The 20,900-nt window shown below is 68.2% G+C and carries 19 protein-coding genes; 8 read left to right on the top strand and 11 right to left on the bottom strand.

The features are described 5' to 3' along the window. Positions 1–4 precede the first annotated feature (4 nt). Both DFS13_RS20590 and DFS13_RS20595 read right to left on the bottom strand, forming a co-directional pair. Entirely contained in the window at positions 5–1,027 is a 1,023-nt protein-coding gene (locus DFS13_RS20590) for a xylose isomerase (RefSeq protein ID WP_111442057.1), read from the bottom strand. Between the two features lie 143 nt (positions 1,028–1,170). Then, entirely contained in the window at positions 1,171–2,235 is a 1,065-nt protein-coding gene (locus tag DFS13_RS20595; RefSeq protein ID WP_006497363.1) for a LacI family DNA-binding transcriptional regulator, read from the bottom strand. A gap of 174 nt (positions 2,236–2,409) precedes the next feature. Between DFS13_RS20595 and DFS13_RS20600 the strand changes: the two genes are divergently transcribed. The 3 genes from DFS13_RS20600 to DFS13_RS20610 are packed head-to-tail and all read left to right on the top strand — an operon-like array spanning position 2,410 to position 5,092. Next, positions 2,410–3,492 (top strand): fatty acid desaturase family protein, encoded by a 1,083-nt coding sequence (locus DFS13_RS20600; RefSeq protein ID WP_006497362.1) that lies wholly within the window; start codon positions 2,410–2,412, stop codon positions 3,490–3,492. Between the two features lie 36 nt (positions 3,493–3,528). Further along, on the top strand, positions 3,529–3,837 hold the full coding sequence (locus DFS13_RS20605; RefSeq protein ID WP_006491266.1) for a non-heme iron oxygenase ferredoxin subunit: 309 nt from the start codon (positions 3,529–3,531) through the stop codon (positions 3,835–3,837). 4 nt (positions 3,838–3,841) lie between these two features. Then, on the top strand, positions 3,842–5,092 hold the full coding sequence (locus tag DFS13_RS20610; RefSeq protein WP_111442058.1) for an NAD(P)/FAD-dependent oxidoreductase: 1,251 nt from the start codon (positions 3,842–3,844) through the stop codon (positions 5,090–5,092). 59 nt (positions 5,093–5,151) lie between these two features. Here DFS13_RS20610 and DFS13_RS20615 read toward each other — a convergent pair whose 3' ends face one another. The 3 genes from DFS13_RS20615 to glpD all read right to left on the bottom strand — a co-directional run bounded on the left by DFS13_RS20615 (position 5,152) and on the right by glpD (position 9,080). Beyond that, positions 5,152–5,868: an MIP/aquaporin family protein gene (locus DFS13_RS20615; protein ID WP_006484467.1), complete on the bottom strand. Its 717-nt coding sequence runs from the start codon at positions 5,866–5,868 to the stop codon at positions 5,152–5,154. A gap of 81 nt (positions 5,869–5,949) precedes the next feature. Further along, a complete protein-coding gene (gene glpK / locus DFS13_RS20620; RefSeq protein WP_006497360.1) occupies positions 5,950–7,452 on the bottom strand; it encodes a glycerol kinase GlpK in 1,503 nt (500 codons plus the stop codon). A gap of 104 nt (positions 7,453–7,556) precedes the next feature. Next, on the bottom strand, positions 7,557–9,080 hold the full coding sequence (gene glpD / locus DFS13_RS20625) for a glycerol-3-phosphate dehydrogenase (protein WP_006484470.1): 1,524 nt from the start codon (positions 9,078–9,080) through the stop codon (positions 7,557–7,559). A gap of 162 nt (positions 9,081–9,242) precedes the next feature. On the opposite strand from glpD, the gene DFS13_RS20630 reads away from it, so the two are divergent. After that, positions 9,243–9,611, top strand: coding sequence for a hypothetical protein (locus DFS13_RS20630; protein ID WP_060210848.1), 369 nt, complete (start codon positions 9,243–9,245; stop codon positions 9,609–9,611). Positions 9,612–9,705: 94 nt separating this feature from the next. On the opposite strand, the gene DFS13_RS20635 is transcribed toward DFS13_RS20630, so the two are convergent. Continuing rightward, positions 9,706–9,903 (bottom strand): hypothetical protein, encoded by a 198-nt coding sequence (locus DFS13_RS20635; RefSeq protein ID WP_006477892.1) that lies wholly within the window; start codon positions 9,901–9,903, stop codon positions 9,706–9,708. Positions 9,904–10,203: 300 nt separating this feature from the next. Beyond that, positions 10,204–10,983: a DeoR/GlpR family DNA-binding transcription regulator gene (locus DFS13_RS20640; RefSeq protein WP_006493999.1), complete on the bottom strand. Its 780-nt coding sequence runs from the start codon at positions 10,981–10,983 to the stop codon at positions 10,204–10,206. A 212-nt stretch (positions 10,984–11,195) separates the two neighbouring features. Here DFS13_RS20640 and DFS13_RS20645 point away from each other — a divergent pair, with 212 nt between their 5' ends. From DFS13_RS20645 to DFS13_RS20655, 3 genes are all read left to right on the top strand, one after another. After that, complete coding sequence (locus DFS13_RS20645) at positions 11,196–12,836, top strand: gamma-glutamyltransferase family protein (protein ID WP_059720713.1); 1,641 nt, start codon at positions 11,196–11,198, stop codon at positions 12,834–12,836. 327 nt (positions 12,837–13,163) lie between these two features. Further along, positions 13,164–13,991, top strand: coding sequence for a ferritin-like domain-containing protein (locus DFS13_RS20650; protein WP_006484464.1), 828 nt, complete (start codon positions 13,164–13,166; stop codon positions 13,989–13,991). 70 nt (positions 13,992–14,061) lie between these two features. Further along, positions 14,062–14,568 carry a hypothetical protein gene (locus DFS13_RS20655; RefSeq protein ID WP_006484466.1) on the top strand — a complete coding sequence of 169 codons (507 nt, stop codon included), beginning with the start codon at positions 14,062–14,064 and terminating at the stop codon, positions 14,566–14,568. Here the strand turns inward: DFS13_RS20655 and DFS13_RS20660 are convergent. The 3 genes from DFS13_RS20660 to DFS13_RS20670 all read right to left on the bottom strand — a co-directional run bounded on the left by DFS13_RS20660 (position 14,562) and on the right by DFS13_RS20670 (position 18,215). After that, positions 14,562–15,995, bottom strand: coding sequence for a DEAD/DEAH box helicase (locus DFS13_RS20660; RefSeq protein WP_006497357.1), 1,434 nt, complete (start codon positions 15,993–15,995; stop codon positions 14,562–14,564). The genes DFS13_RS20655 and DFS13_RS20660 overlap by 7 nt on opposite strands. Before the next feature lie 137 nt (positions 15,996–16,132). Next, entirely contained in the window at positions 16,133–17,431 is a 1,299-nt protein-coding gene (locus DFS13_RS20665; protein ID WP_006477897.1) for a cytochrome c, read from the bottom strand. 19 nt (positions 17,432–17,450) lie between these two features. Next, positions 17,451–18,215 carry a c-type cytochrome gene (locus DFS13_RS20670; RefSeq protein WP_006483254.1) on the bottom strand — a complete coding sequence of 255 codons (765 nt, stop codon included), beginning with the start codon at positions 18,213–18,215 and terminating at the stop codon, positions 17,451–17,453. A 375-nt stretch (positions 18,216–18,590) separates the two neighbouring features. On the opposite strand from DFS13_RS20670, the gene DFS13_RS20675 reads away from it, so the two are divergent. Next, entirely contained in the window at positions 18,591–19,523 is a 933-nt protein-coding gene (locus tag DFS13_RS20675; protein ID WP_006483260.1) for a CopD family protein, read from the top strand. 164 nt (positions 19,524–19,687) lie between these two features. Here the strand turns inward: DFS13_RS20675 and dgoD are convergent, their stop codons facing one another. Further along, complete coding sequence (gene dgoD, locus DFS13_RS20680; protein WP_111442059.1) at positions 19,688–20,836, bottom strand: galactonate dehydratase; 1,149 nt, start codon at positions 20,834–20,836, stop codon at positions 19,688–19,690. Positions 20,837–20,900 lie beyond the last annotated feature (64 nt).

The raw sequence follows: 20,900 nt of genomic DNA on the forward strand, positions 1-20,900 counted from the left end.
CGAATCAGGTGCCGGCATGCGCGGCGAATGCTTGCCACGTGTCGCGCAGCCATTGCGCGCACGCGACGTTGTTGTCGAAGATCGAATAGCGTGCGCCGCCGTAGTCGGGAAACGGGATGAACTCGCAGCTGATCTGCTCGAGTCGTGCCGGCTGCGCGGGAGCGGGAGCGTGAACCTCGGCCTGCGCTTGCGCGTGCAGCAACTGGCGCAGCGCGGCTTTCCACGGATCGAGCGACGCCGCACGCCATTCGCCGTGATAGGCGCCCGGCGCGGGTTCGACGAACGGGTACTGGATACCGCGCCCGGGCCGGCCGTCCGCGCGGCGCATCCAGCGGTTGGCGGGATTGTTCGGCGTCACGCTGCGCGCATGCGCATGCCGGACCCAGCCGCGCGCGATCCAGTCGGTGTAGATCGCGGCGGGCGACGCCGGGTCGAGCATCGCGCAGCCGCCGTCGGCCGATTCGCGCAGCCCCGACGCGTCGAGCTCGGCGCGGTTGCCGATCTTGAACAGCAGGTGCGAATGATCGAGCGTGATCCGGAACGGCGCGCCGGCCTCCTCGACCAGCCGCGCGACGCGCGCCACGCGGGCGACATCCTCGCTCCACATGTCGACGTGCACTTCGAGGCTCGGCAGGCAGCCGACCGGCTCGCCCGATGCGTAGGCGCGCAGGTAGAAATCGGCGACTTCGCGGTCCGACAGCGGATGGCCGTCCGCGTGATGCGCGAACAGCTGGCAGTTGAGCACCGTGCTGCCGAAGCGCGCGCCCGCGGCGACGATCTCGGCGACATGCGCTTCGTCGCGGCCGGCGCACCAGATGCCGCCGATCACGCGAATCGGCAGCGCGTGGCGGTCGACCAGCGCGAAATACGGCGACAGGTCCTCGCCGCGTACCGGGTTCTGTTCGACGTAGTCGAACACGCCGGCGCCGGCGATCATCCGAAAGCGTTCGGCGGGCGTTGGCGCCGGCAGCCCGTCGTGTTCGAGCACGCCGTCGAGGTTCACGCCGATGAGGATCGGTTCAGCCATCGTCTCCTGTCCGTTGTCGGTTATCGATGGCTGACCAATGTACGGAGGCGCGGCGCGACCCGCATGACAAACGTTGGCGAAAAATCGCCAACGCGACGGTCGATTTTTTCGCCGCGAGCACGCGGCCCGCCGCGCGGCGCGATTCACGGCTGCAGGTACGCGCTCGTCCTCACGTTCGCCGGACAGAACACGCGGAATTCGACCGGATCGTCCGGCGGCGGCTGTTCGACGATGCCGCATGCATGCAGCACGTGCTGCAGAGCGGAAATCGCCTGGCCGTCCGGATCCTGGTCGATCGCGAGATCCATCGCGCCGGCTTCGATGAAGGCGCGATGCTGGTCGATCATCTCGTGGCCGATCCACACGACGCGCCCGATCGCGCCGGCCTTGCGCAGCGCCGCTTCGATGCCGGCCGAACCGGCGCCGCTGTTGTAGATCGCGACCACGTCGTCGTGCGCCTGCAGCGCCTTCGACACCGCGCGGTAGCAGCGGTCGTCCTGGTCGAGCGTCTCGACCGGCGCGTCGTCGCAGCGCACGGCGGCGAACGCGTCGGCGAGCTGGTCGCGGCAGCCGGCCATCCGGTCGACGTGCGCGCGGTAGCCCATGCGCCCGCCGAGCAGCAGCACGCGGCCGGGGCGCGCCGCGAGGCGGCCGATGTAGTAGCCGGCCGTGCGCCCGGCGCGATAGTTGTCGATGCCGGCGAAGTGCGTGCGGTCGATGCCGCCGATGTCGGTGACCATCGTGACGACGGTCTCGCCCCGCGCGATCGCGCCGGCCAGCGCGTCGCGCACGCGGGCCGTGTCGTGCGCGGTGACGATCAGCGCCGCGCGCCGGTACGCGGGCCGTTCGATCAGCGTCGCGGCGCGCACGTCGTCCGCGGCGGGCAGGATCGTCCGGTGCACGACCACGCGCCGGTCGAGCATCTGCAGCGAGCGCTGCAGCGCCTGCTGCAAGCGTCGGAAGAATGGCGCGTCGGTGTCCGGCAGCAGCACGTCAACGTGGATCAGCCCGTGCCGCGTGTCGGGCAGCTGCCGCGGCACGCCGAGCTGCCGCGCGGCCGCCACCACGCGTTCGCGCGCCTGCGCGGAGACGCTGCCGCGCTCGTTCAGCACGCGGTCGACGGTGGTCGTGCTGACGCCGGCGAGCGCCGCGATCTCGTCGAAGCGCGCGGTACGCTTGCGCCAGCGCGGCCCGGATTCACCTGCCATGGTCGTCTCCATCGTGAGGGTCGCCATCGATCGCGTGGCGTTGTCGGGAACGCTAAAGCGGTGGCGAAATTTCGTCAACGTTTCGATTGAGGCGGGGCGGCCGCTCGCCTAATTTCGTTCCTATGGCGAAGCGCTTGCCGCGCTTCCCCCGCACAAGAACCCCAGGAGACAGACGTGGCCCAACCCGACGACCCGGCAGGCGAACCCACGGCGGCGCGCCGTCAGGCATACCGAATGATTGGCGGCGCCGGCGAGCGCGCGCACGCGGCCGGGCTTGTCAACGCCGCGTGGTACCGCTGCGCGGTGCCGCGGCCGCTGATGAAGCAGCTGATGCAGCGCGGCGATGCGCGTGCGATTCGCGACACGCTGATCTGGTACGCGGCGATTGCAATCAGCGGCGCGCTCGCGTGGCTGGCGTGGCGCGCGCACTCGGCGTGGGCGATCCCCGCATTCTTCGTGTACGGCACGCTGTACTGCAGCCCGGCCGATTCGCGCTGGCACGAATGCGGGCACGGCACCGCGTTCCGCACGCGCTGGATGAACGACGCGCTGTACCAGGTCGCGTCGTTCCAGGTGTTCCGCCGCGCGACTGCATGGCGCTGGAGCCATGCGCGCCATCACACCGATACGCTGATCGTCGGGCGCGATCCGGAAATCGCCGCGCCGAAGCCGACCGACTGGCTCACGCTCGCGCTGAACGTCGTCGCGCTGAAGCACGTGGCCGGCGAACTGCGCAAGATGATCGCGGTGTCGTTCACCGGCCGGCTCGACGACGAGGAACGCACCTACGTACCTGCATCGGAATGGCCGAAGGTCGTGCGCGAGTCGCGCATCCATCTCGCGATCTACGCACTCGTGACGGGCGCGGCGCTCTACTGGCACACGATCCTGCCGCTGCTCTACATCGGGCTGCCGAGCCTCTACGGCGCGTGGCTGTACCTGTATTTCGGCCTCACGCAGCACGCGGGCATGCCGGAGAACGTGCTCGATCACCGGCGCAATTGCCGGACCGTGATGATGAATCCGGTGTTCCGCTTCCTGTACTGGAACATGAACTATCACGTCGAGCACCACATGTTCCCGATGGTGCCGTTCCATGCGTTGCCGAAGCTGCATGAAGCCGTGAAGGCCGACATGCCGCCGCCGTACCGCAGCACGCTGGCCGCGTACGCGGAGATCGTGCCGGCGCTGGTCCGGCAGACGCGCGACCCGTCCGCTTGCGTCGTGCGGCCGGTGCCCGATGCCGCGCGCGCCTAGCCGTTATCCAATATCCCGACGAAGGAGACACACACCATGACGCAATGGATCGACACCGGCGCGCTCGACGATATCGACGATGAAGACGTCGCACGCTTCGACCACGGCGGCCGCACGTACGCGATCTACCGGATCGACGGCCACGTGTATGCGAGCGATGGCCTGTGCACGCACGAGCAGGTGCATCTCGCGGACGGGCTCGTGATGGATCACGTGATCGAATGCCCGAAGCACAACGGCCGCTTCGACGTGCGCGACGGCCGGCCGCTGTCGGCGCCCGCGTGCGAGAAGCTGCGCACGTACCGCGCGAAGATCGAAGACGGCCGCATCCTGATCGAGGTATGACGCAATGAACAGCGACCGGGTGATGGCGATCGTCGGTGCGGGCCATGCGGGCGGCCGCGCGGCGCAGGAGCTGCGCGCGTGCGGCTGGCGCGGGCGCATCGTGCTGATCGGCGCGGAGCCGCATCCGCCGTACGAGCGGCCGCCGTTGTCGAAGGGCGTGCTGACGGGCGAGCGCAGCGCGGCGCAATGCCGGTTGCGCGATGCGCAAGCCTGGGCGGCCGATCGCATCGAACGGATCGTCGCGACCGTCGAGCGCATCGAACCGCACGCACGCGAAGTGCGGGTGTCCGGCGGGCACGTGTTCGGCTACGACGCGCTGCTGCTGGCCACGGGCGGCCGTGCGCGTCGCCTGGCCATCCCGGGCGCGGCGCTCGACGGGGTATTCGCATTGCGCACGCTCGACGATGCGGCGGTGCTCGGCGCGCGGCTCGTGCCCGACGCGCGGATCGTGCTGATCGGCGGCGGCTTCATCGGTCTCGAAGTCGCGGCGTCGGCGCGGCAGCGCGGCTGCCGCGTGACCGTGCTCGATGCGGCGCCGCGGCTGCTCGGCCGCGCCGTGCCGGCCACCATCGCGACGCGCGTGCATGCGCTGCACGACGCGCGGGGCGTGGCGATTCGCCTGAACCGAAAGCCGGTGGCGATCGAGCGGACCGCGGGCGGGGCGCTGGCCGTCGTGCTCGACGACGGCGACACGCTGATCGCCGACACGGTCGTGGCCGGCATCGGCATCGAACCGGCCGACGAGCTGGCGCGCGACGCGGGCCTTGCGGTCGAGCGCGGGATCGTCGTGAATGCGCAGCTCGAGACGTCGGCGCGCGGCATCTACGCGGCCGGCGACGTCGCGGTGTTTCCGAGCGCGCTATCGGGCCAGCCGGTTCGGCAGGAGACGTGGCACGGCGCGGAGACGCAGGCGCACGTCGCCGCCCGCAACATGCTCGGCGCGGGCGAGCCGTATCGCGATACGCCGTGGTTCTGGTCCGATCAATATGATGCGCAGTTGCAGGTGGCCGGGGAGCCGGCGCTCGGCACGCGGTCGGTCGCGCGCGTGCTCGGCGACGATGCGGAAATCCATTTCCATTTCGACGCGCGCGCGCGGCTCGTCGCGGCGAGCGGCTTCGGCCGTGCAGCGGGATTCGTGAAGGACATGCGCGTGGCGAGAATGCTGGTCGAGCGCGGGGCCGACGTGACGCCGGCGGCGGTCGCGGACGTCGACGTGAAGCTGAAATCGCTGGTGACGGCCGTGAATGACCGGTAGAACGACGCAGGGGCGTGAAGCGCGCGGCAGTGCAGGCCGCGCGCTCGTTCAAACCGCGATCAGATCGTGGTGTGCAGGTGCAGATACAGGCCGGCCGCCGCGGCGCCGCCCAGCAGCGGGCCGACGACCGGCACCCATGCATAGCGCCAGTCGCTGTCGCGCTTGCCGGGAATCGGCAGCAGCGCATGCATGATGCGCGGCGACAGGTCGCGCGCGGGGCTCATCGCATAGCCGGTCGGGCCGCCGAGCGAGATGCCGATGCCGAGCACCAGCAGGCCGACGGGCAGCGCGTCGAGTGCGCCGAGGCCGACCTGCGGCGACGCGAGATACAGCACGCCGAGGATCAGCACGAACGTGCAGATCGCTTCGGTCAGCACGTTGTGCGTGACGCTGCGGATCGCCGGCGCCGTGCAGAACACCGCGAGCTTCAGGTCCGCATCGGCTTCCTTCGCGAAGTGCTGGCGATACGCGAGCCACACGAGCAACGCGCCGGCCATCCCGCCGAGCATCTGCGCGAGGACGTAGCCGCCGACTTTCGACCACGCGAACTTGCCCGCGAGCGCGAGGCTGATCGTGACGATCGGGTTCAGGTGCGCGCCGCTGAACGACGCGGTCACGTAGACCGCGACGAATACCGCCATCGCCCAGCCCATCACGATCACGATCAGGTCCGCGCCTTTGCCCTTGGTCTTTGCAAGCAGCACGTTTGCGACCGCGCCGTTGCCGAGCAGCACGAGGATCGCCGTGCCGATGAATTCTGCAATGTAAGGTGACATGATTGTCTCTCGTATGTCACGGCGGACTCGCGCGTCGCGCGGTCCGCCGGTGTTGTTGTATGTCGTCCGGACTGATTCGGATTACTGGGCGTCGTCGGCCCATGCCTTCGCGGCGCGCACCGCCCGCTGCCAGCCGGCCATGCGCTGCTCGACCTGCTCCTTCGGCATCGACGGTGCGAAGCGGCGATCGAGCTGCCACTGGTCGCGCACTTCGTCGAGGTTCTTCCAGTAGCCGATCGCGAGGCCCGCGAGGTAGGCCGCGCCGAGCGCGGTCGTCTCGGTGATCTGCGGGCGCACCGCGTCGACGCCGAGCAGGTCGGCCTGGAACTGCATCAGCAGGTCGTTCGCGCTCGCGCCGCCGTCCACCCGCAGCTCGCCGATGCTGATGCCCGAATCGGCTTCCATCGCGGCCAGCACGTCGAGCGACTGGTACGCGATCGCATCGAGCGCCGCGCGCGCCAGATGCGCGGCGCTCGTGCCGCGCGTGACGCCGAACACCGAGCCGCGCGCCCGCGCGTTCCAGTGCGGCGCGCCGAGGCCGGCGAAGGCCGGCACGAGATACACGCCGTCGGTATGCGGCACGCTGGCGGCGAGCGCCTCGATTTCCGCGGCCGTCTTGATGAGGCCGACGCCGTCGCGCAGCCACTGCACGACCGCGCCCGCGATGAAGATGCTGCCTTCGAGCGCGTACTGTACGTCGTCGCCGATCTGCCAGGCGATCGTCGTGACGAGGTTGTTCTTCGATTCGATCGGCTTGTCGCCGGTGTTCATCATCAGGAAGCAGCCGGTGCCGTAGGTGTTCTTCACCATGCCCGACGTCGTGCACATCTGGCCGAACAGCGCCGCATGCTGGTCGCCGGCGATGCCCGCGAGCGGGATCTTCGATGCGAACACGGTGGTCTTCGTGTGGCCGTAGATTTCCGATGACGCCTTCACTTCGGGCAGCATGCTGCGCGGGATGTCGAGCAGTTCGAGCAGCTCGCTGTCCCACTCGCGCGTATGGATGTTGAACAGCATCGTGCGCGACGCGTTGGTCACGTCGGTCACGTGCAGCTCATGCTTCGTGAAGTTCCACACGAGCCAGCTGTCGACGGTGCCGAACGCGAGCTTGCCCTGGCGCGCCTTGTCGCGCGCGCCCGGCACGTTGTCGAGGATCCAGCGGATCTTCGTCGCGGAGAAGTACGAGTCGATCGGCAAGCCGGTCTTCGCGCGCACCTTCGCTTCGAGGCCCTGCTTCTTCAGCGAGTCGCAGAAGTCGGCCGTGCGGCGATCCTGCCAGACGATCGCGTTGTAGACGGGCTGGCCCGTCTCGCGATCCCAGACGATCGTGGTTTCGCGCTGGTTCGTGATGCCGATCGCGGCGATCGACGTGCCGTTCAGGCCCGTGCGCGTGACGGCTTCCGCGGCGACGCCGGCTTGCGTCGACCAGATTTCCTGCGGGTCGTGCTCGACCCAGCCGGGTTGCGGGTAGATCTGTTCGAATTCCTTCTGGGCGATCGATACGATATTGCCCTGGCGATCGAACAGCATCGCGCGGGAACTCGTGGTGCCCTGGTCAAGCGCGAGGATGTACTGGTCCTGCATGTCTCTCATCTCCATCCGTGGATTGGCTTAGTTGTGATGCGCGCCGCATGTGAGCGGCGCGTCGGTGAGTCAACGTCGGTCAGGCAACTGCAACTGCATTCGGATCAGGCGTGCGGCGCATGCGCGGCGGCGAACCATGCGTCGACCGCGGCGGTCACGGCGTCGAGCGTGCCGGGCGCGACGTGCAGCCCGAGCTTCGAGCGGCGCCACAGCACGTCCTGCGCGCAGGTCGCCCATTCGGCGTCGCGCAGGTAGCGCAGTTCGGCATCGTGGATGCCCGGCGCGATTTCGGCGCCGAGATCGGCGAGCGACTTCGCGTCCGCCACCACGCGCTCCGCACGCGTGCCGTACGCCCGTGCATAGCGGCGCGCGAGCGCGGCGGGCAGCCACGGATGGCGTTTCGCGAACGCGCTGGCGAACCCGTCGAACTTCGCGTCCGCGATGTCGCCGCCCGGCAGCGCGACGCCGGCCGTCCAGGTCTTCGCGTCGCGGCCGAGCGCGCGGCACAGCATGTCGCCGGCTTCTTCCGCGAGCTTGCGGAACGTCGTGATCTTGCCGCCGAACACCGACAGCAGCGGCGCGCCCGCGCCGTCGTCGAGTTCAAGGCGATAGTCGCGCGTGACGGCCGATGCGTTCGCCGCGTTCTCGTCTTCCAGCAGCGGGCGCACGCCCGAATAGGTCCAGTGCACGTCGGCCGGCGAGATCTTGCGCTTGAAATAGCGGTTGATCGAATCGCACAGGTACTGCGTCTCGTCGCGATCGATCGCGACCTTCGCCGGATCGCTCGTGTATTCGACGTCGGTCGTGCCGATCAGCGTGAAGTCGTGCTCGTACGGAATCGCGAAGATGATCCGCTTGTCCGGGTTCTGGAAGATGTACGCGTGATCGTGATCGAACAGGCGGCGCGTGATGATGTGGCTGCCCTTCACGAGCCGCACGCTGTGATGCGCGCCGCGGCCGAGCGCGCCGTGCAGCACGTCGCCGACCCACGGGCCGGCCGCGTTCGCGATCGCGCGCGCCTGCACGACGCGGATCGAACCGTCGGCCTGCTGCAGCCGCGCTTCCCATTCGTCGCCGCGGCGTTCGGCGGACAGGAGCTTCGTGCGCGTCAGGATCTCGGCGCCGCGCTCCTTCGCGTCCATCGCGTTCAGCACGACGAGGCGGGCGTCGTCGACCCAGCCGTCGGAATACACGAAGCCGCGCTTGATCGAGTCGATCAGCGGCGCGCCGGCCGCGTGGCGGCGCATGTCGATGCCGCGCGAGCCGGGCAGCAGCTCGCGTTTCGCGAGGTGATCGTAGAGGAACAGGCCGATGCGGATCAGCCAGGCCGGGCGCAGGTTCGGCATGTGCGGCATCACGAAGCGCAGCGGCCACATGATGTGCGGCGCCGCGCGCAGCAGCGTTTCGCGCTCCTGCAGCGCCTTGCGCACCAGTCCGAACTCGTTGTACTCGAGGTAACGCAGGCCGCCGTGAATCAGCTTCGTGCTGGACGACGACGTATGCGACGCGAGGTCGTCCTGCTCGCAGAGCATGACCGACAGGCCGCGGCCGGCCGCATCGCGCGCGATCCCCGCGCCGTTGATGCCGCCGCCGACGACGAGCAGATCGTAGCGATTCGGTTGGGTCACCTGCTGTCCTTATCGTCTGTTGAAATGGGGCGAACATGAAATGTTCGAATTCGAAATTTAACGAACGGAATCGAAAAAGTAAAGTTCGAAAAAGCGGGGCCAGTAGCGCGCGACACGATCCCGGACGATACTGGCGGAATCGACCGTTTCGCGAGGTGAATCATGCGTATTGGGATGTGGGTCGGCGTGTGCGCCGTCCTTCTGGCGGGGTGCGGCGCGGGTATGCCGCCGCTCGCCGGCAACTGGCGGGCGCCGTCGTTCGTCGACCTGCAGACGTCGTGCGGCGGCGCGGCGCGCGACTGGGGCGCGGACGCGCAGCCGGTCTACTCGACGCTGTACGACGCGTACGTGGCGAAACGGTATCGCGGGCTGACCGAAGCGAACTATTGTGCGTTCGTAAACGAACTTTCGGCCCACTATGTGGCGCCTGACGCGGCGGCACGCGCCGGCTGGATCGCGTATTTCAACGGCGCGCGTGCGCAGGCCATCAGCTGGCGGGCGGCGGTCGATCCGACGCTGCGCGGCGGTTGAGGCCGACGGCGACGAACGGGCAGGCGGGAGGCAGGAACGACCGCGCGGCCGATTCCGGCCGCGCGAGCAGGTTCAGGTCAGGGAGCGGCGGAGCTTACGAATAGCGGTATTTGATGGATCGCAGCGCGGCGTCGCCGGTCTCGGTCACGCAGTATTTGCGCCCCGAGCCGAGCCCTTCCAGGCGGACGAGCTGTTGTTCGAGCAGGATGTCCAGTTCATCCCGATCCATGTCGCGCTGATCAGGCGCGTCCTTCACAAGCAATAGCGTGGCGAATTCATGCGGACTCAGCATCGTTTCTCTCCATGGCAATCGGACTGCCCGCGCGGCCGGCGCACCGCCGACGCGCGATACCCCGCGGGGTATGGCTTGGGGGGAAAGCTGTCTTCGCCGGCCCTGCGATTCGCACCGCCCTGGCACAGGCGGATCGGCGAACGGGCCGGGGAACTGGAGTCTAGTCGAGCGCGCAGGCAACGACAAATCGTGCCCCGTTAATTTTCCGTTTGACAGAAGGGCCCGCCACAAGCGGTTTGCGCGCGGCGCCAACTTCTTGATTTCACTTGAAGTTTCAGGTGCGGTGCAGCATCGCAACGGTCATTCCGCGACGTACACCTGGGTGCCGGCGGCCGCCACCGTATCGGCCATTTCGGGCGGCAGCGGCTTGTCGGTGAAGAGCGCATGCACCTGGCTCAGATGGCCCTGGCGCACCAGCGCCGGGCGGCCGACCTTTGAATGGTCGGTCACGAGGTAGACCGTGCGCGCATGCTGCATGATCGCCTCGGCGACGCGCACCTCGCGCGTGTCGAAATCGCGCAGCGTGCCGTCGGCCTCGATCGCCGACGTGCCGATGATCGCGTAGTCGACCTTGAACTGGCGGATGAAGTCGATCGCGAGCTCGCCGACGATGCCCTTGTCCCACGGCCGCACGATGCCGCCCGTGATCAGCACCTCGCAGTCGGGGTAGCCGCTCATCATCGACGCGACGTTCAGGTTGTTCGTGATCACGTGCAGCCCGTGATGGCGGTTCAGTGCGCGCGCGACTTCCTCGGTCGTCGTGCCGAGGTTGATGAACAGCGACGCCTGGTCGGGGATGTGCGACGCCGCGAGCGCCGCGATGCGCCGCTTCTCGTCGTGGAACATCCGCTGGCGCGCGGTGTACGACACGTTCTCCGAGCTGGTCGGCAGGCTCGCGCCGCCGTGGTAGCGGCGCAGCAGGTTCAGGTCGGCGAGCCAGTTCACGTCGCGGCGGATCGTCTGCGGCGTCACCGCGAAGTGCGCGGCGAGATCGTCGACGGTCACGAAGCCGTCGCGCTGCACCCATTCGAGCAATTCCTGCTGGCGCGCGTTGAGGGTGAGGCGGGGATCTCGGGTCATGGCTCGATGGTCGTGTCGTGAGACGGAGCGGGTATTGTAAGGGCGGCAACGGCGTTCGGCCGGCCTGCGGAACATCGCCGCGCGCGATTCATGTAGAAAACGCATGGATTCATTTGACAAATGAATTTGTGCGATCGCGCGGATCGCGCTGCAATGGCGGATTGCCCGTTCACGCGGGGCACGTTCATTCAGCTTTCGACGAGGTGGTATCGATGAGTGGCTTCAACTGGCACAACCCGTATCCGACGACCCGCATTCCGGTGTTCGCGCGCAACGTCGTGTCGACGTCGCACCCGCTGGCCGCGCAGGCCGGGTTGCGGATGCTGTGGAAGGGCGGCAACGCGGTGGACGCGGCGCTGGCCGCCGCCGCCGCGATCACGGTCGTCGAGCCCGTGTCGTGCGGGCTCGGCGGCGATGCATTCGCGCTCGTGTGGGACGGCGAGCGGCTGTCCGGGCTGAACGCATCGGGCGTGGCGCCGGCCGCCTGGAACGTCGACTACTTTCGCAAGCGCCACGGCGAGGACGCGCACGGCATCGCGAACAAGCCGACGCGCGGCTGGGACACCGTCACGGTGCCGGGCGTGATCGCGGGCTGGGAAGCGCTGCACGCGAAGTTCGGTTCGCTGCCGTTCGCGGACCTGCTCGAGCCGGCGATCGAGATCGCGGAGCGCGGCTATTCGGTGCCGCCGATCGTCGCGCACAAGTGGGCGGCGGCCGTTCCCGAGCTGCAGGGCCTGCCGGGCTTCGCGGACACCTTCATGCCGCGCGGCCGCGCACCGCTCGTCGGCGAACGCGTGTGCCTGCCCGGTCATGCGCAGACGCTGCGCACGCTCGCGAAGGACGGCGCCCGTGCGTTCTACGAAGGGGCGCTCGCCGAGCGTATCGCCGCGTTCGCGCGCGAAGGCGGCGGCGCGCTGACGGAAGCCGACCTGCGCGCGTACCGGCCGGAATGGGTCGAGCCGATCGGCAAGCGCTTCGGCCGCCACACGATTCACGAGATTCCGCCGAACGGGCAGGGTATCGCCGCGCTGATCGCGCTCGGCATCGCCGAGCATGCGGGCGTGACCGAATGGCCGGTCGACTCGGTCGATTCGCAGCATCTGCAGATCGAGGCGATGAAGCTTGCGTTCGCGGACGTCTATCGCTACGTCGCCGATCCGCGCGCGATGGAGGTCACGCCCGAACAGATGCTCGACGATGCGTATCTCGCCGAACGCGCGAAGCTGATCGATCGCGCGCGGGCGACGCACTTCGCCGCCGGCCGTCCGCATTCGGGCGGCACGATCTACCTGTCGGCGGCCGACGAGCGCGGGATGATGGTGAGCTTCATCCAGTCGAACTACATGGGCTTCGGTTCGGGGCTCGTCGTCCCCGGCACGGGCATTGCGCTGCAGAACCGCGGGCACGGCTTCTCGATGGACCCGGCTTCGCCGAACGTCGTCGCGGGCGGCAAGCGGCCGTTCCACACGATCATCCCGGCGTTCGTCACCGAGGAAGCCAATGGCCGCACCGAGGCGGTGATGAGCTTCGGCGTGATGGGCGGCGACATGCAGCCGCAAGGCCATCTGCAGACCATCGTGCGGATGCTCGGCTATGGCCAGCAACCGCAGGCCGCGTGTTGCGCGCCGCGCTGGAAGGTCAACCGCGACTTCACGCTCGACGTCGAGGCCACGATGAACCGCGCGACCGTCGACGGGCTGGCCGCGCGCGGCCATACGATCAAGTCGATCGACGATCCTTACATGGATTTCGGCTCGGGGCAGTTCGTCTGGCGCCTCGATCCCGACGATCCGGAGCGCGGCTACGTGGCCGCGAGCGACAGCCGGCGCGACGGGCTGGCGGCCGGTTTCTGACGGATCGCTTCCAGCCTGCTTGGCAGTGTCCCGGCATGACGGGCGGCCCGACGGCCGCCCGTTTTCATTTGGCGCGGCGCCTGCCATCGAGCACGCGCAAGCGGTTTGAAGGACTCGTCTAACGCACGGCAACAGGCGCCGTGGAACTGCGCTCGTCGGGTATGGTCAGTGCTCTGGAGCACGAACATCAAAGTCCGGCTAAGATGCCAAGATGGTTCGGCCGGACCGATTCACTATAAACGCAAGTAAAACGCCGCCTGCGGATCGGCTGGCGCCTGTGCCCCAGGCATGGGCCGGCCTCCGCGCGACGACTGGGAGCGCACTACCATGGACACCAAAACGACGCATGTGATGCCGTGGCGTATCGAGGACATCGACCTGAACCGGATCGATCGTCAGCGTGCCGCCGCGAACGAGGATCTGCTGCTGCTGCTGTGCGCGTCGTCGTTCATCGAGAGCGGCTCGGATCTCTATACGAGCAATCTGAGCGAATTCTTCAATGACGATCCGGAAGTCTCCGCATGGCTCAACAATGCATGGGAGCACGAAGAATTGCAGCACGGCCGCGCGCTGAAGGCGTACATCGCGCACGTGTGGCCCGAGTTCGACTGGGATACCGCGTTCGCGAATTTCTTTGCCGAGTATTCGAAGACCTGCTCGGTCGAGGCGTTCGAAAAAACCCGCGCGCTCGAAATGGTCGCACGCTGCGTCGTCGAGACGGGCACGGCCACGCTCTATCGCGCGATCAACGAATGCTCGGACGAGCCGGTGCTGAAGGAAATCACCGACAACATCCGCACGGACGAAGTGCGTCACTACAAGCACTTCTTCAAGTTCTTCAAGAAGTACAACCAGGTCGAAGGCAACGGCCGGCTCGCGGTGCTCGGCGCCCTCGCGCGCCGCGTGATGGAAATCAAGAACGAGGACTCCGAGATCGCGCTGCGCCACGTGTTCGCGATCCGCTATCCGGATCGCGTCGGCGACAGCCAGTACAACCGCGAGCGCGCCGCGCGCATCAATTCGCTCGTCCGGCGCAACCTGTCGGCCGACATGTGCGTGAAGATGCTGCTCAAGCCGCTCGACCTGCCCGCGAAGATCCAGCCGGGCGTCCACTATCCACTCACGAAGATCACGCGGCACGTTTTCCTGCGCTGATCGCCGCGGCACGGCCCGTCGCGCGTATGCTGGCGCATCCTCATCCGATCCGCACCGGGGCCACGCCATCATGACCGATACCCATCGCCACGCGCTCGAACAATGGACGTTCGACGCGTGGCCGCCCACCGTTGTGTCGCGGTTCGACGGCACCGCACTCGAGCGTCATGCCGACATGGCCGCATCGCTGATCGTCGCGACCGACGACGGCCAGTTGCGCACGACGCTGCTCGGCGTCGGCGAGATCTATGCACGCGATGCGCGCACGCTGCTGATCGCGCTCTGGCCGCAGTCGCGGGCGGCGCGCGCGATCGCGCAGCGGCGCACGGCCGCGTTGACGCTCGTCGCGGACGGTGCGTTCTTTCAGGCGCAACTGGAGATGGCGCCGCTCGAAGGAGACTTCGGCGGACTGGCCGGATTCGCTGCGACGATCGCGCACGGCGATGCGCAGCGGGTCGGCTATGCGCGTCTCGCGACAGGCGTCACGTTCACGCTCGAAGGGGAGCGCGCCGCGGTGCTCGCACGCTGGCAACGCCAGGTCGAGCACCTGCGGCGCGCGGCCGCGCGGCTTCAGTGACCGCGCTGGCCGCTGCGCGACGAACGGTTGCGGTTCGCGTGCGCGGCGTTGCCGTTCGCCGGGCGGGCGCCGTTGCCACCGCCCGCCGGACGTCCGCCGCCGTTACCACCGGCGCCGGCACCGCCTTGCGTGCGCGGCTTCGCGGCCTTCGGTTGCGCGTGGCCGTCGCGTTTTGCGGCCGGCTGGCCTGAGCCGCCGGCACGCGGCTGGCGATTGCCGCCGCCGCCACCGCCACGCGGTTGCTGCTGCCCGCGGCGCTGCTGGATCGGCTCCGGCTTCGCGTTCGGATCGGGTTCGAAGCCCGCGATCACTTCCTGCGGGATCTCGCGCTTGATCAGCCGCTCGATGTCGCGCAGCAACTGCTTCTCGTCGACGCACACGAGCGACACGGCTTCGCCGGTCGCCCCCGCGCGGCCCGTGCGGCCGATCCGGTGCACGTAATCCTCGGGCACGTTCGGCAGGTCGAAGTTGACGACGTGCGGCAACTGGTCGATGTCGATCCCGCGCGCGGCGATATCGGTCGCGACGAGCACCTGCAGCGTGCTGTTCTTGAACTCGGCCAGCGCGCGCGTGCGGGCCGACTGGCTCTTGTTGCCGTGGATCGCCATCGCGCTGATGCCGTCCTTCGTCAGCTGCTCGGCAAGCCGGTTCGCGCCGTGCTTGGTGCGCGTGAACACGAGCACCTGGAACCAGTTGTGTTCGCGGATCAGGTGCGTGAGCAGCTCGCGCTTGCGGTCGCGATCGACCGGGTGGATCTTCTGCGCGACGCTCTCGGCGGTCGTGTTGCGGCGCGCGACTTCGATCAGGGCGGGCGAGTCGAGCAGGCTGTCGGCGAGCGCCTTGATTTCATCGGAGAAGGTGGCCGAGAACAGCAGGTTCTGACGCTGCGGCGGCAGCTTCGCGAGCACGCGCTTGATGTCGTGGATGAAGCCCATGTCGAGCATCCGGTCGGCTTCGTCGAGCACGAGGATGTCGAGATCCGACAAGTCGATGGTCTTCTGCTGCATGTGATCGAGCAGGCGGCCCGGCGTCGCGACGACGATGTCGACGCCGCGCTTGAGCGCATCGATCTGCGGATTGATGCTGACGCCGCCGAACATCACGGTCGAGCGCAGCTTCAGGTACTTGCTGTACGCACGGACGCTTTCCTCGACCTGGGCGGCGAGTTCGCGCGTCGGCGTGAGGATCAGCGCGCGCACCGCGCGCTTCGCGCCACGGTGCTCGGCGTAGAACGTGTGCAGGCGTTGCAGGATCGGCAGCGTGAAGCCGGCGGTCTTGCCGGTGCCGGTCTGTGCGCCGGCGAGCAGGTCGCCGCCGCCGAGGACGGCCGGGATCGCCTGCTGCTGGATCGGGGTCGGCGACGTGTAGCCGAGCTCGTTGACCGCCTTGACCAGCGGTTCGGCCAGGCCGAGAGATTCGAAAGACATAGATACCACTCTTGAGTTTTATGATCGGCGATGCGTCGCGCGGCCCGCGCGGCAAACCTGCATCGCAAAACAGCCAAAAAGCAAAAGGGCGCGGCCGCGGTTTCCCGCAGCCGCGCCCCGTTTGTGTGAGCCGCTTCTTAGTCGAGCGGCGCGGAACGCAGGTCGCTCACCTGTTGCGGCGAGATCGGCGTACCGTTGTTACCCCAAGACATCCGGATATACGTGACGACCGCCGCGACTTCCTGGTTCGACAGCGACTGTGCGAACGGCGGCATCCCGTACGGACGCGGATTCTTGAACGTGCTCGGCGGATAGCCGCCATTCAGCACCATGCGGATCGGGTTGACGGCCGATTCCATCATGATCGAGTGGTTGCCCGCGAGCGGCGGATAGGCCGGCGGCTTGCCGGCGCCGGTTTCGGCGTGGCAGGTCGCGCAGTTGTCCGCGTAGATCTTCTTGCCCTGGTCGAACAGCGCGTTGCCGAACTGCTTCGACGGCTCGTACTGCATGTTCTTCGGCGCTTCAGCCTTCTGCGGGATCGACTTCAGGTACGTCGACATCGCGCGCGTATCTTCGTCGGTCATGTACTGCAGGCTGTTGTGGACCACGTCCGCCATCGGGCCGAATACCGCACCCTTCTGCGACACGCCGGCCTGCAGCAGGTCGGACAGCTCCTGCACGTGCCAGTCGCCGAGGCCGAGTTCCTTGTCGTTCGTCAGCGACGGCGCATACCAGTTCTGCAGCGGGATCAGGCCGCCGGCGAACGCCGACGAGCTCACCGGGCCGCCCATCATGTTGATCGACGTGTGGCACATCGAGCAATGGCCGAGGCCTTCGACGAGATACGCGCCGCGGTTCCATTCGACCGACTTCGTCGGGTCCGGCTTGTATTCGCCTTCCTTGAAGAACAGCGTGCGCCAGCCGATCAGCAGGTTGCGGTTGTTGAACGGGAACTTCAGTTCGTGCGGACGGCTCGGCACCGACACCGGCGGGACCGAACGCAGGTACGCGTAGATCGCGTCCGAATCGGCGCGCGTGACCTTCGTGTAGCTCGCGAACGGGAAGCCCGGGTACAGCAGGCTGCCGTCCTTCGAGCGGCCCGTGTGCATCGCGCGGTAGAAGTCGTCCGACGTCCACTTGCCGATACCGTTCTGGTCGTCCGGCGTGATGTTCGGCGTGTACATCGTGCCGAATGGCGTCGCCATCGGCAGGCCGCCCGCGAACGACTTGCCGCCGCGCACGGTGTGGCACGCGATACAGTCGCCGACGCGCGCGAGGTATTCGCCTTTCTTGATCAGCGCGGCCTGGTCGGCCGGCGTGGCCGCGACGGCGGCAGCGCCGTGCAGCGTGTCGTTGCCCGGCCACAGGACCGGCACGAGGGCGGCAGCCGCGACGATCGCGACGGCCGAGAGTGCAAACAGGGACTTGCGTTTCATTGTGTCTGTCTCCCTTGCCTTATTGCGGTTCGCTGCCGCAGGCGAGCGGAGTCTTCATCGAACGCGCCGGGGCCGGCACGGGGTTGGCGGGCGCCGGTTGCGCGGCGAGCCATGCGGTCACGGCCGTCACGTCTTCGTCGGAGAGCTTCGCGGCGATGTCGTGCATGCAATCGGGTGCCTTCGCGTGGCGGTTGCCCGAGCGCCATGCGCCGAGCTGCGCGCTCAGGTAATCGGCGTGCAGGCCGACGAGGCCCGGGATCGCCGGCTGCATGCCGGTCAGCCCTGCGCCGTGGCAGGCTACGCAAGCCGGCAGCTTGCGGGACGGGTCGCCCTGCGTGACGAGCTGCTTGCCGCGTGCGAGCGTCGCGGCCGGCAGCGTCGGCTTCGCCGGCGTCGGGTACGGCGGACGTTCGGCCGAGAAATGCTCGGCGATTTCGCGCAGGTAGTCGTCGCTCAGGTACGTCAGCAGGTAGTTCATCGGCGGGTACTTGCGCCGGCCGTCACGGAAGTTGACGAGCTGGTTGTACAGGTACTCGGCCGGCTTGCCGGCAAGACGCGGGAAATAGTCGTTGTCCGTGCCCTGGCCGTGGACGCCGTGGCATGCGGTACAGCCGCGCACGCGCTCGGCCATGGTATCGGGTGCCTTGAGCGGCGCCTGCTGGGCGTGCGCTTGCTCCGTGGGCTTGGTCTGCGCTTGGGCAGCGCTCATAAGGCCCGCGCCGCCGATCATCAGAACGGCGAGCAGCGGACGGAAGAGGCGTCTTGAAGACACACGAGACTCCATGTTTATTCGTCGGGGACCTTGTCCGGGCTACGATCGGCTCGGCGCATGGACGGCAGGACAGCCGGGCTGCTGCGACGCGGCATTCTATCATCGATGGGTAATGACGGCTATTTGACGAAAGGACATCGGTTCCTGTCTGTTTGCGACTTGCGACAATTTGACGCGCATTGCGGTGGGGCCGTGTGAACCGGCGTGCGTTTTCACCATCGAAGACCGTACACTCGCGGGTCGCGCGGCGCCTGCGCCGCAGGTCCAGTCATTTCTCCCGTTTCCGGATTCATCGATGACGTTTTTTACCGTGCCGTTGCCTGCCTCACGCTGTCCGTCCCGTTGCCGCCGCATTGCCGGCCTGCCGCTTGCGGGAGGGTGCGTGCGATGAAGTTCGACAGCTTGTGGATCGGCCAGGTCGCGCTCGCGGCGCTGATGGATGCGGCGTTCGCGATGGCGGTCGGCTCGGCGCTGCTCAAGGCGTGGCTCGGCAAGGACGGCGCGCGGCCGGTCGTCGCGCCGTCGCACCCCGCATGGCTGCGCGCGCAACATTCGCTCGTCGCGGCGGCGCTGGCGCTGGTGCTCGCCGATCTCGGCTGGCTCGTCTACGAGGCCGCGACGATGAGCGGCGCGGGGCTCGGCGGCGCGTTCGCCGCGATCCCCGTCATGCTGATGCAGACGCACACGGGCTTCGCGTGGAGCGTGGCGTTCGCCGGCGCGGTGGTGCTCGCGATCGTCGCGCTCGCGAAGCCGGATGGCCCGCTCGCGCATGCGGTGCTGTGGCTCGCGGTGATCGTGGTCGCGGCCGGCAAGGCGTCGCTCGGCCATGCGGCCGACAGCGGCGTGCTGTCCGCGGCGGTCGGCGTGCAGACGCTGCACCTGCTGGCCACCGCCGTCTGGGGCGGCCTCGTGCTCGCGGGCGGGCTCGCGGTGCTGCCGGCGCTCGGGTCGTCGGTCGCGCGCGGCGCGCTGATCCGCATCGGCCAGCACCTGTCGCGCACGTCGATCGTCGCGGTGGTCTTCGTGCTCGGGACGGGCGTGCTCAACGCGATCCGCGGGCTCGGCGGCTCGCTCGCGCCGCTCGACGGCAGCACGTGGGGACGCGTGTTGCTGCTGAAGCTGCTGCTCGTCGCGCTCGCGCTGGTGCTCGGCGGGCTCAACCGCTTCTCGGCGCTGCCGCGTCTGCGCCGCACCGCGTCGACCGAGGACGCACACACGTTCCGCAACATCCTGCATCTCGAAGGGATGACGATGATCGGCGTGTTCGTCGCGGCGGCCGTGCTGTCGTTCAGCGTGCCGGGGTTCGCGGCGCTCGGCTGACGACCGAACGGGCTGACGACCGAACGGCGCGACCCGACGCGAGATGCCGGCGCGCGGCGGGCGTGGCGCGGATGCAAGAACGGCCGCCTGGTCGGGGCGGCCGTGTCGAACGTGTGGCGCGGCGCGCGTGCCGCGCCACCCGGCTTCGTCATCTCACGCGTTCATCACCATTCGGCGACGCTGCCGTCCGCGTGGCGCCACACCGGGTTGCGCCAGCGATGGCCGGTCTTCGCCATCTCGCGCACCTTCTCCTCGTTCACGTCGATGCCGAGCCCCGGGCCCTGCGGGATCGCGACGAAGCCGTCCTCGTAGCGGAACACTTCGGGGTTGCGCAGGTAGTCGAGCAGGTCGTTGCCCTGGTTGTAGTGGATGCCGAGGCTCTGTTCCTGGATGAACGCGTTGTAGCTGACCGCGTCGAGCTGCAGGCACGCGGCGAGCGCGATCGGCCCGAGCGGGCAGTGCAGCGCGAGCGCGACGTCGTAGCTTTCCGCGAACGTCGCGATCTTGCGGCACTCGGTGATGCCGCCCGCGTGCGACGCGTCCGGCTGGATGATGTCGACGTAGCCGCCCGCGAGGATGTGCTTGAAGTCCCAGCGCGAGTACAGCCGTTCGCCGAGCGCGATCGGCGTGTTGGTCTGGTTGACGATGTCGCGCAGCGCTTCGGCGTTCTCCGACAGCACCGGCTCCTCGATGAACATCAGCTTGTACGGGTCGAGTTCCTTCGCGAGCACCTTCGCCATCGGCTTGTGCACGCGGCCGTGGAAGTCGACGCCGATCCCGACGTGCGGGCCGACCGCGTCGCGCACCGCCGCGACGTTCGCGATCACCTGCTCGACCTTGTCGTAGGTGTCGACGATCTGCAGCTCTTCTGAGCCGTTCATCTTCACGGCCTTGAAGCCGCGCTCGACGACCGCGCGCGCATTGTTCGCGACGTCGCTCGGGCGGTCGCCGCCGATCCACGAATACACCTTGATGCGGTCGCGCACCTGGCCGCCCAGCAGCGCGTGCACGGGCACGCCGTGATGCTTGCCCTTGATGTCCCACAGCGCCTGGTCGACGCCCGCGATCGCGCTCATCATGATCGGGCCGCCGCGGTAGAAGCCCGCGCGGTACATCACCTGCCAGTGATCCTCGATCAACAGCGGGTCGCGGCCGACGAGGTAGTCGGCCAGTTCCTGCACGGCGGCCTCGACGGTGTGCGCGCGGCCTTCGACGACCGGCTCGCCCCAGCCGATGATGCCCTCGTCGGTTTCGATCTTGAGGAACAGCCAGCGGGGCGGAACGACGAAAGTTTCAAGGCGGGTGATTTTCATGACGCGAGTCTCCATGATTGACCGGCGCGGCCGGGGCGCACGATCCGTGCTTTCGCGGTTATCC

This window comes from Burkholderia sp. 28_3 (assembly GCF_003253915.1).
GTDB lineage: Bacteria > Pseudomonadota > Gammaproteobacteria > Burkholderiales > Burkholderiaceae > Burkholderia > Burkholderia cenocepacia.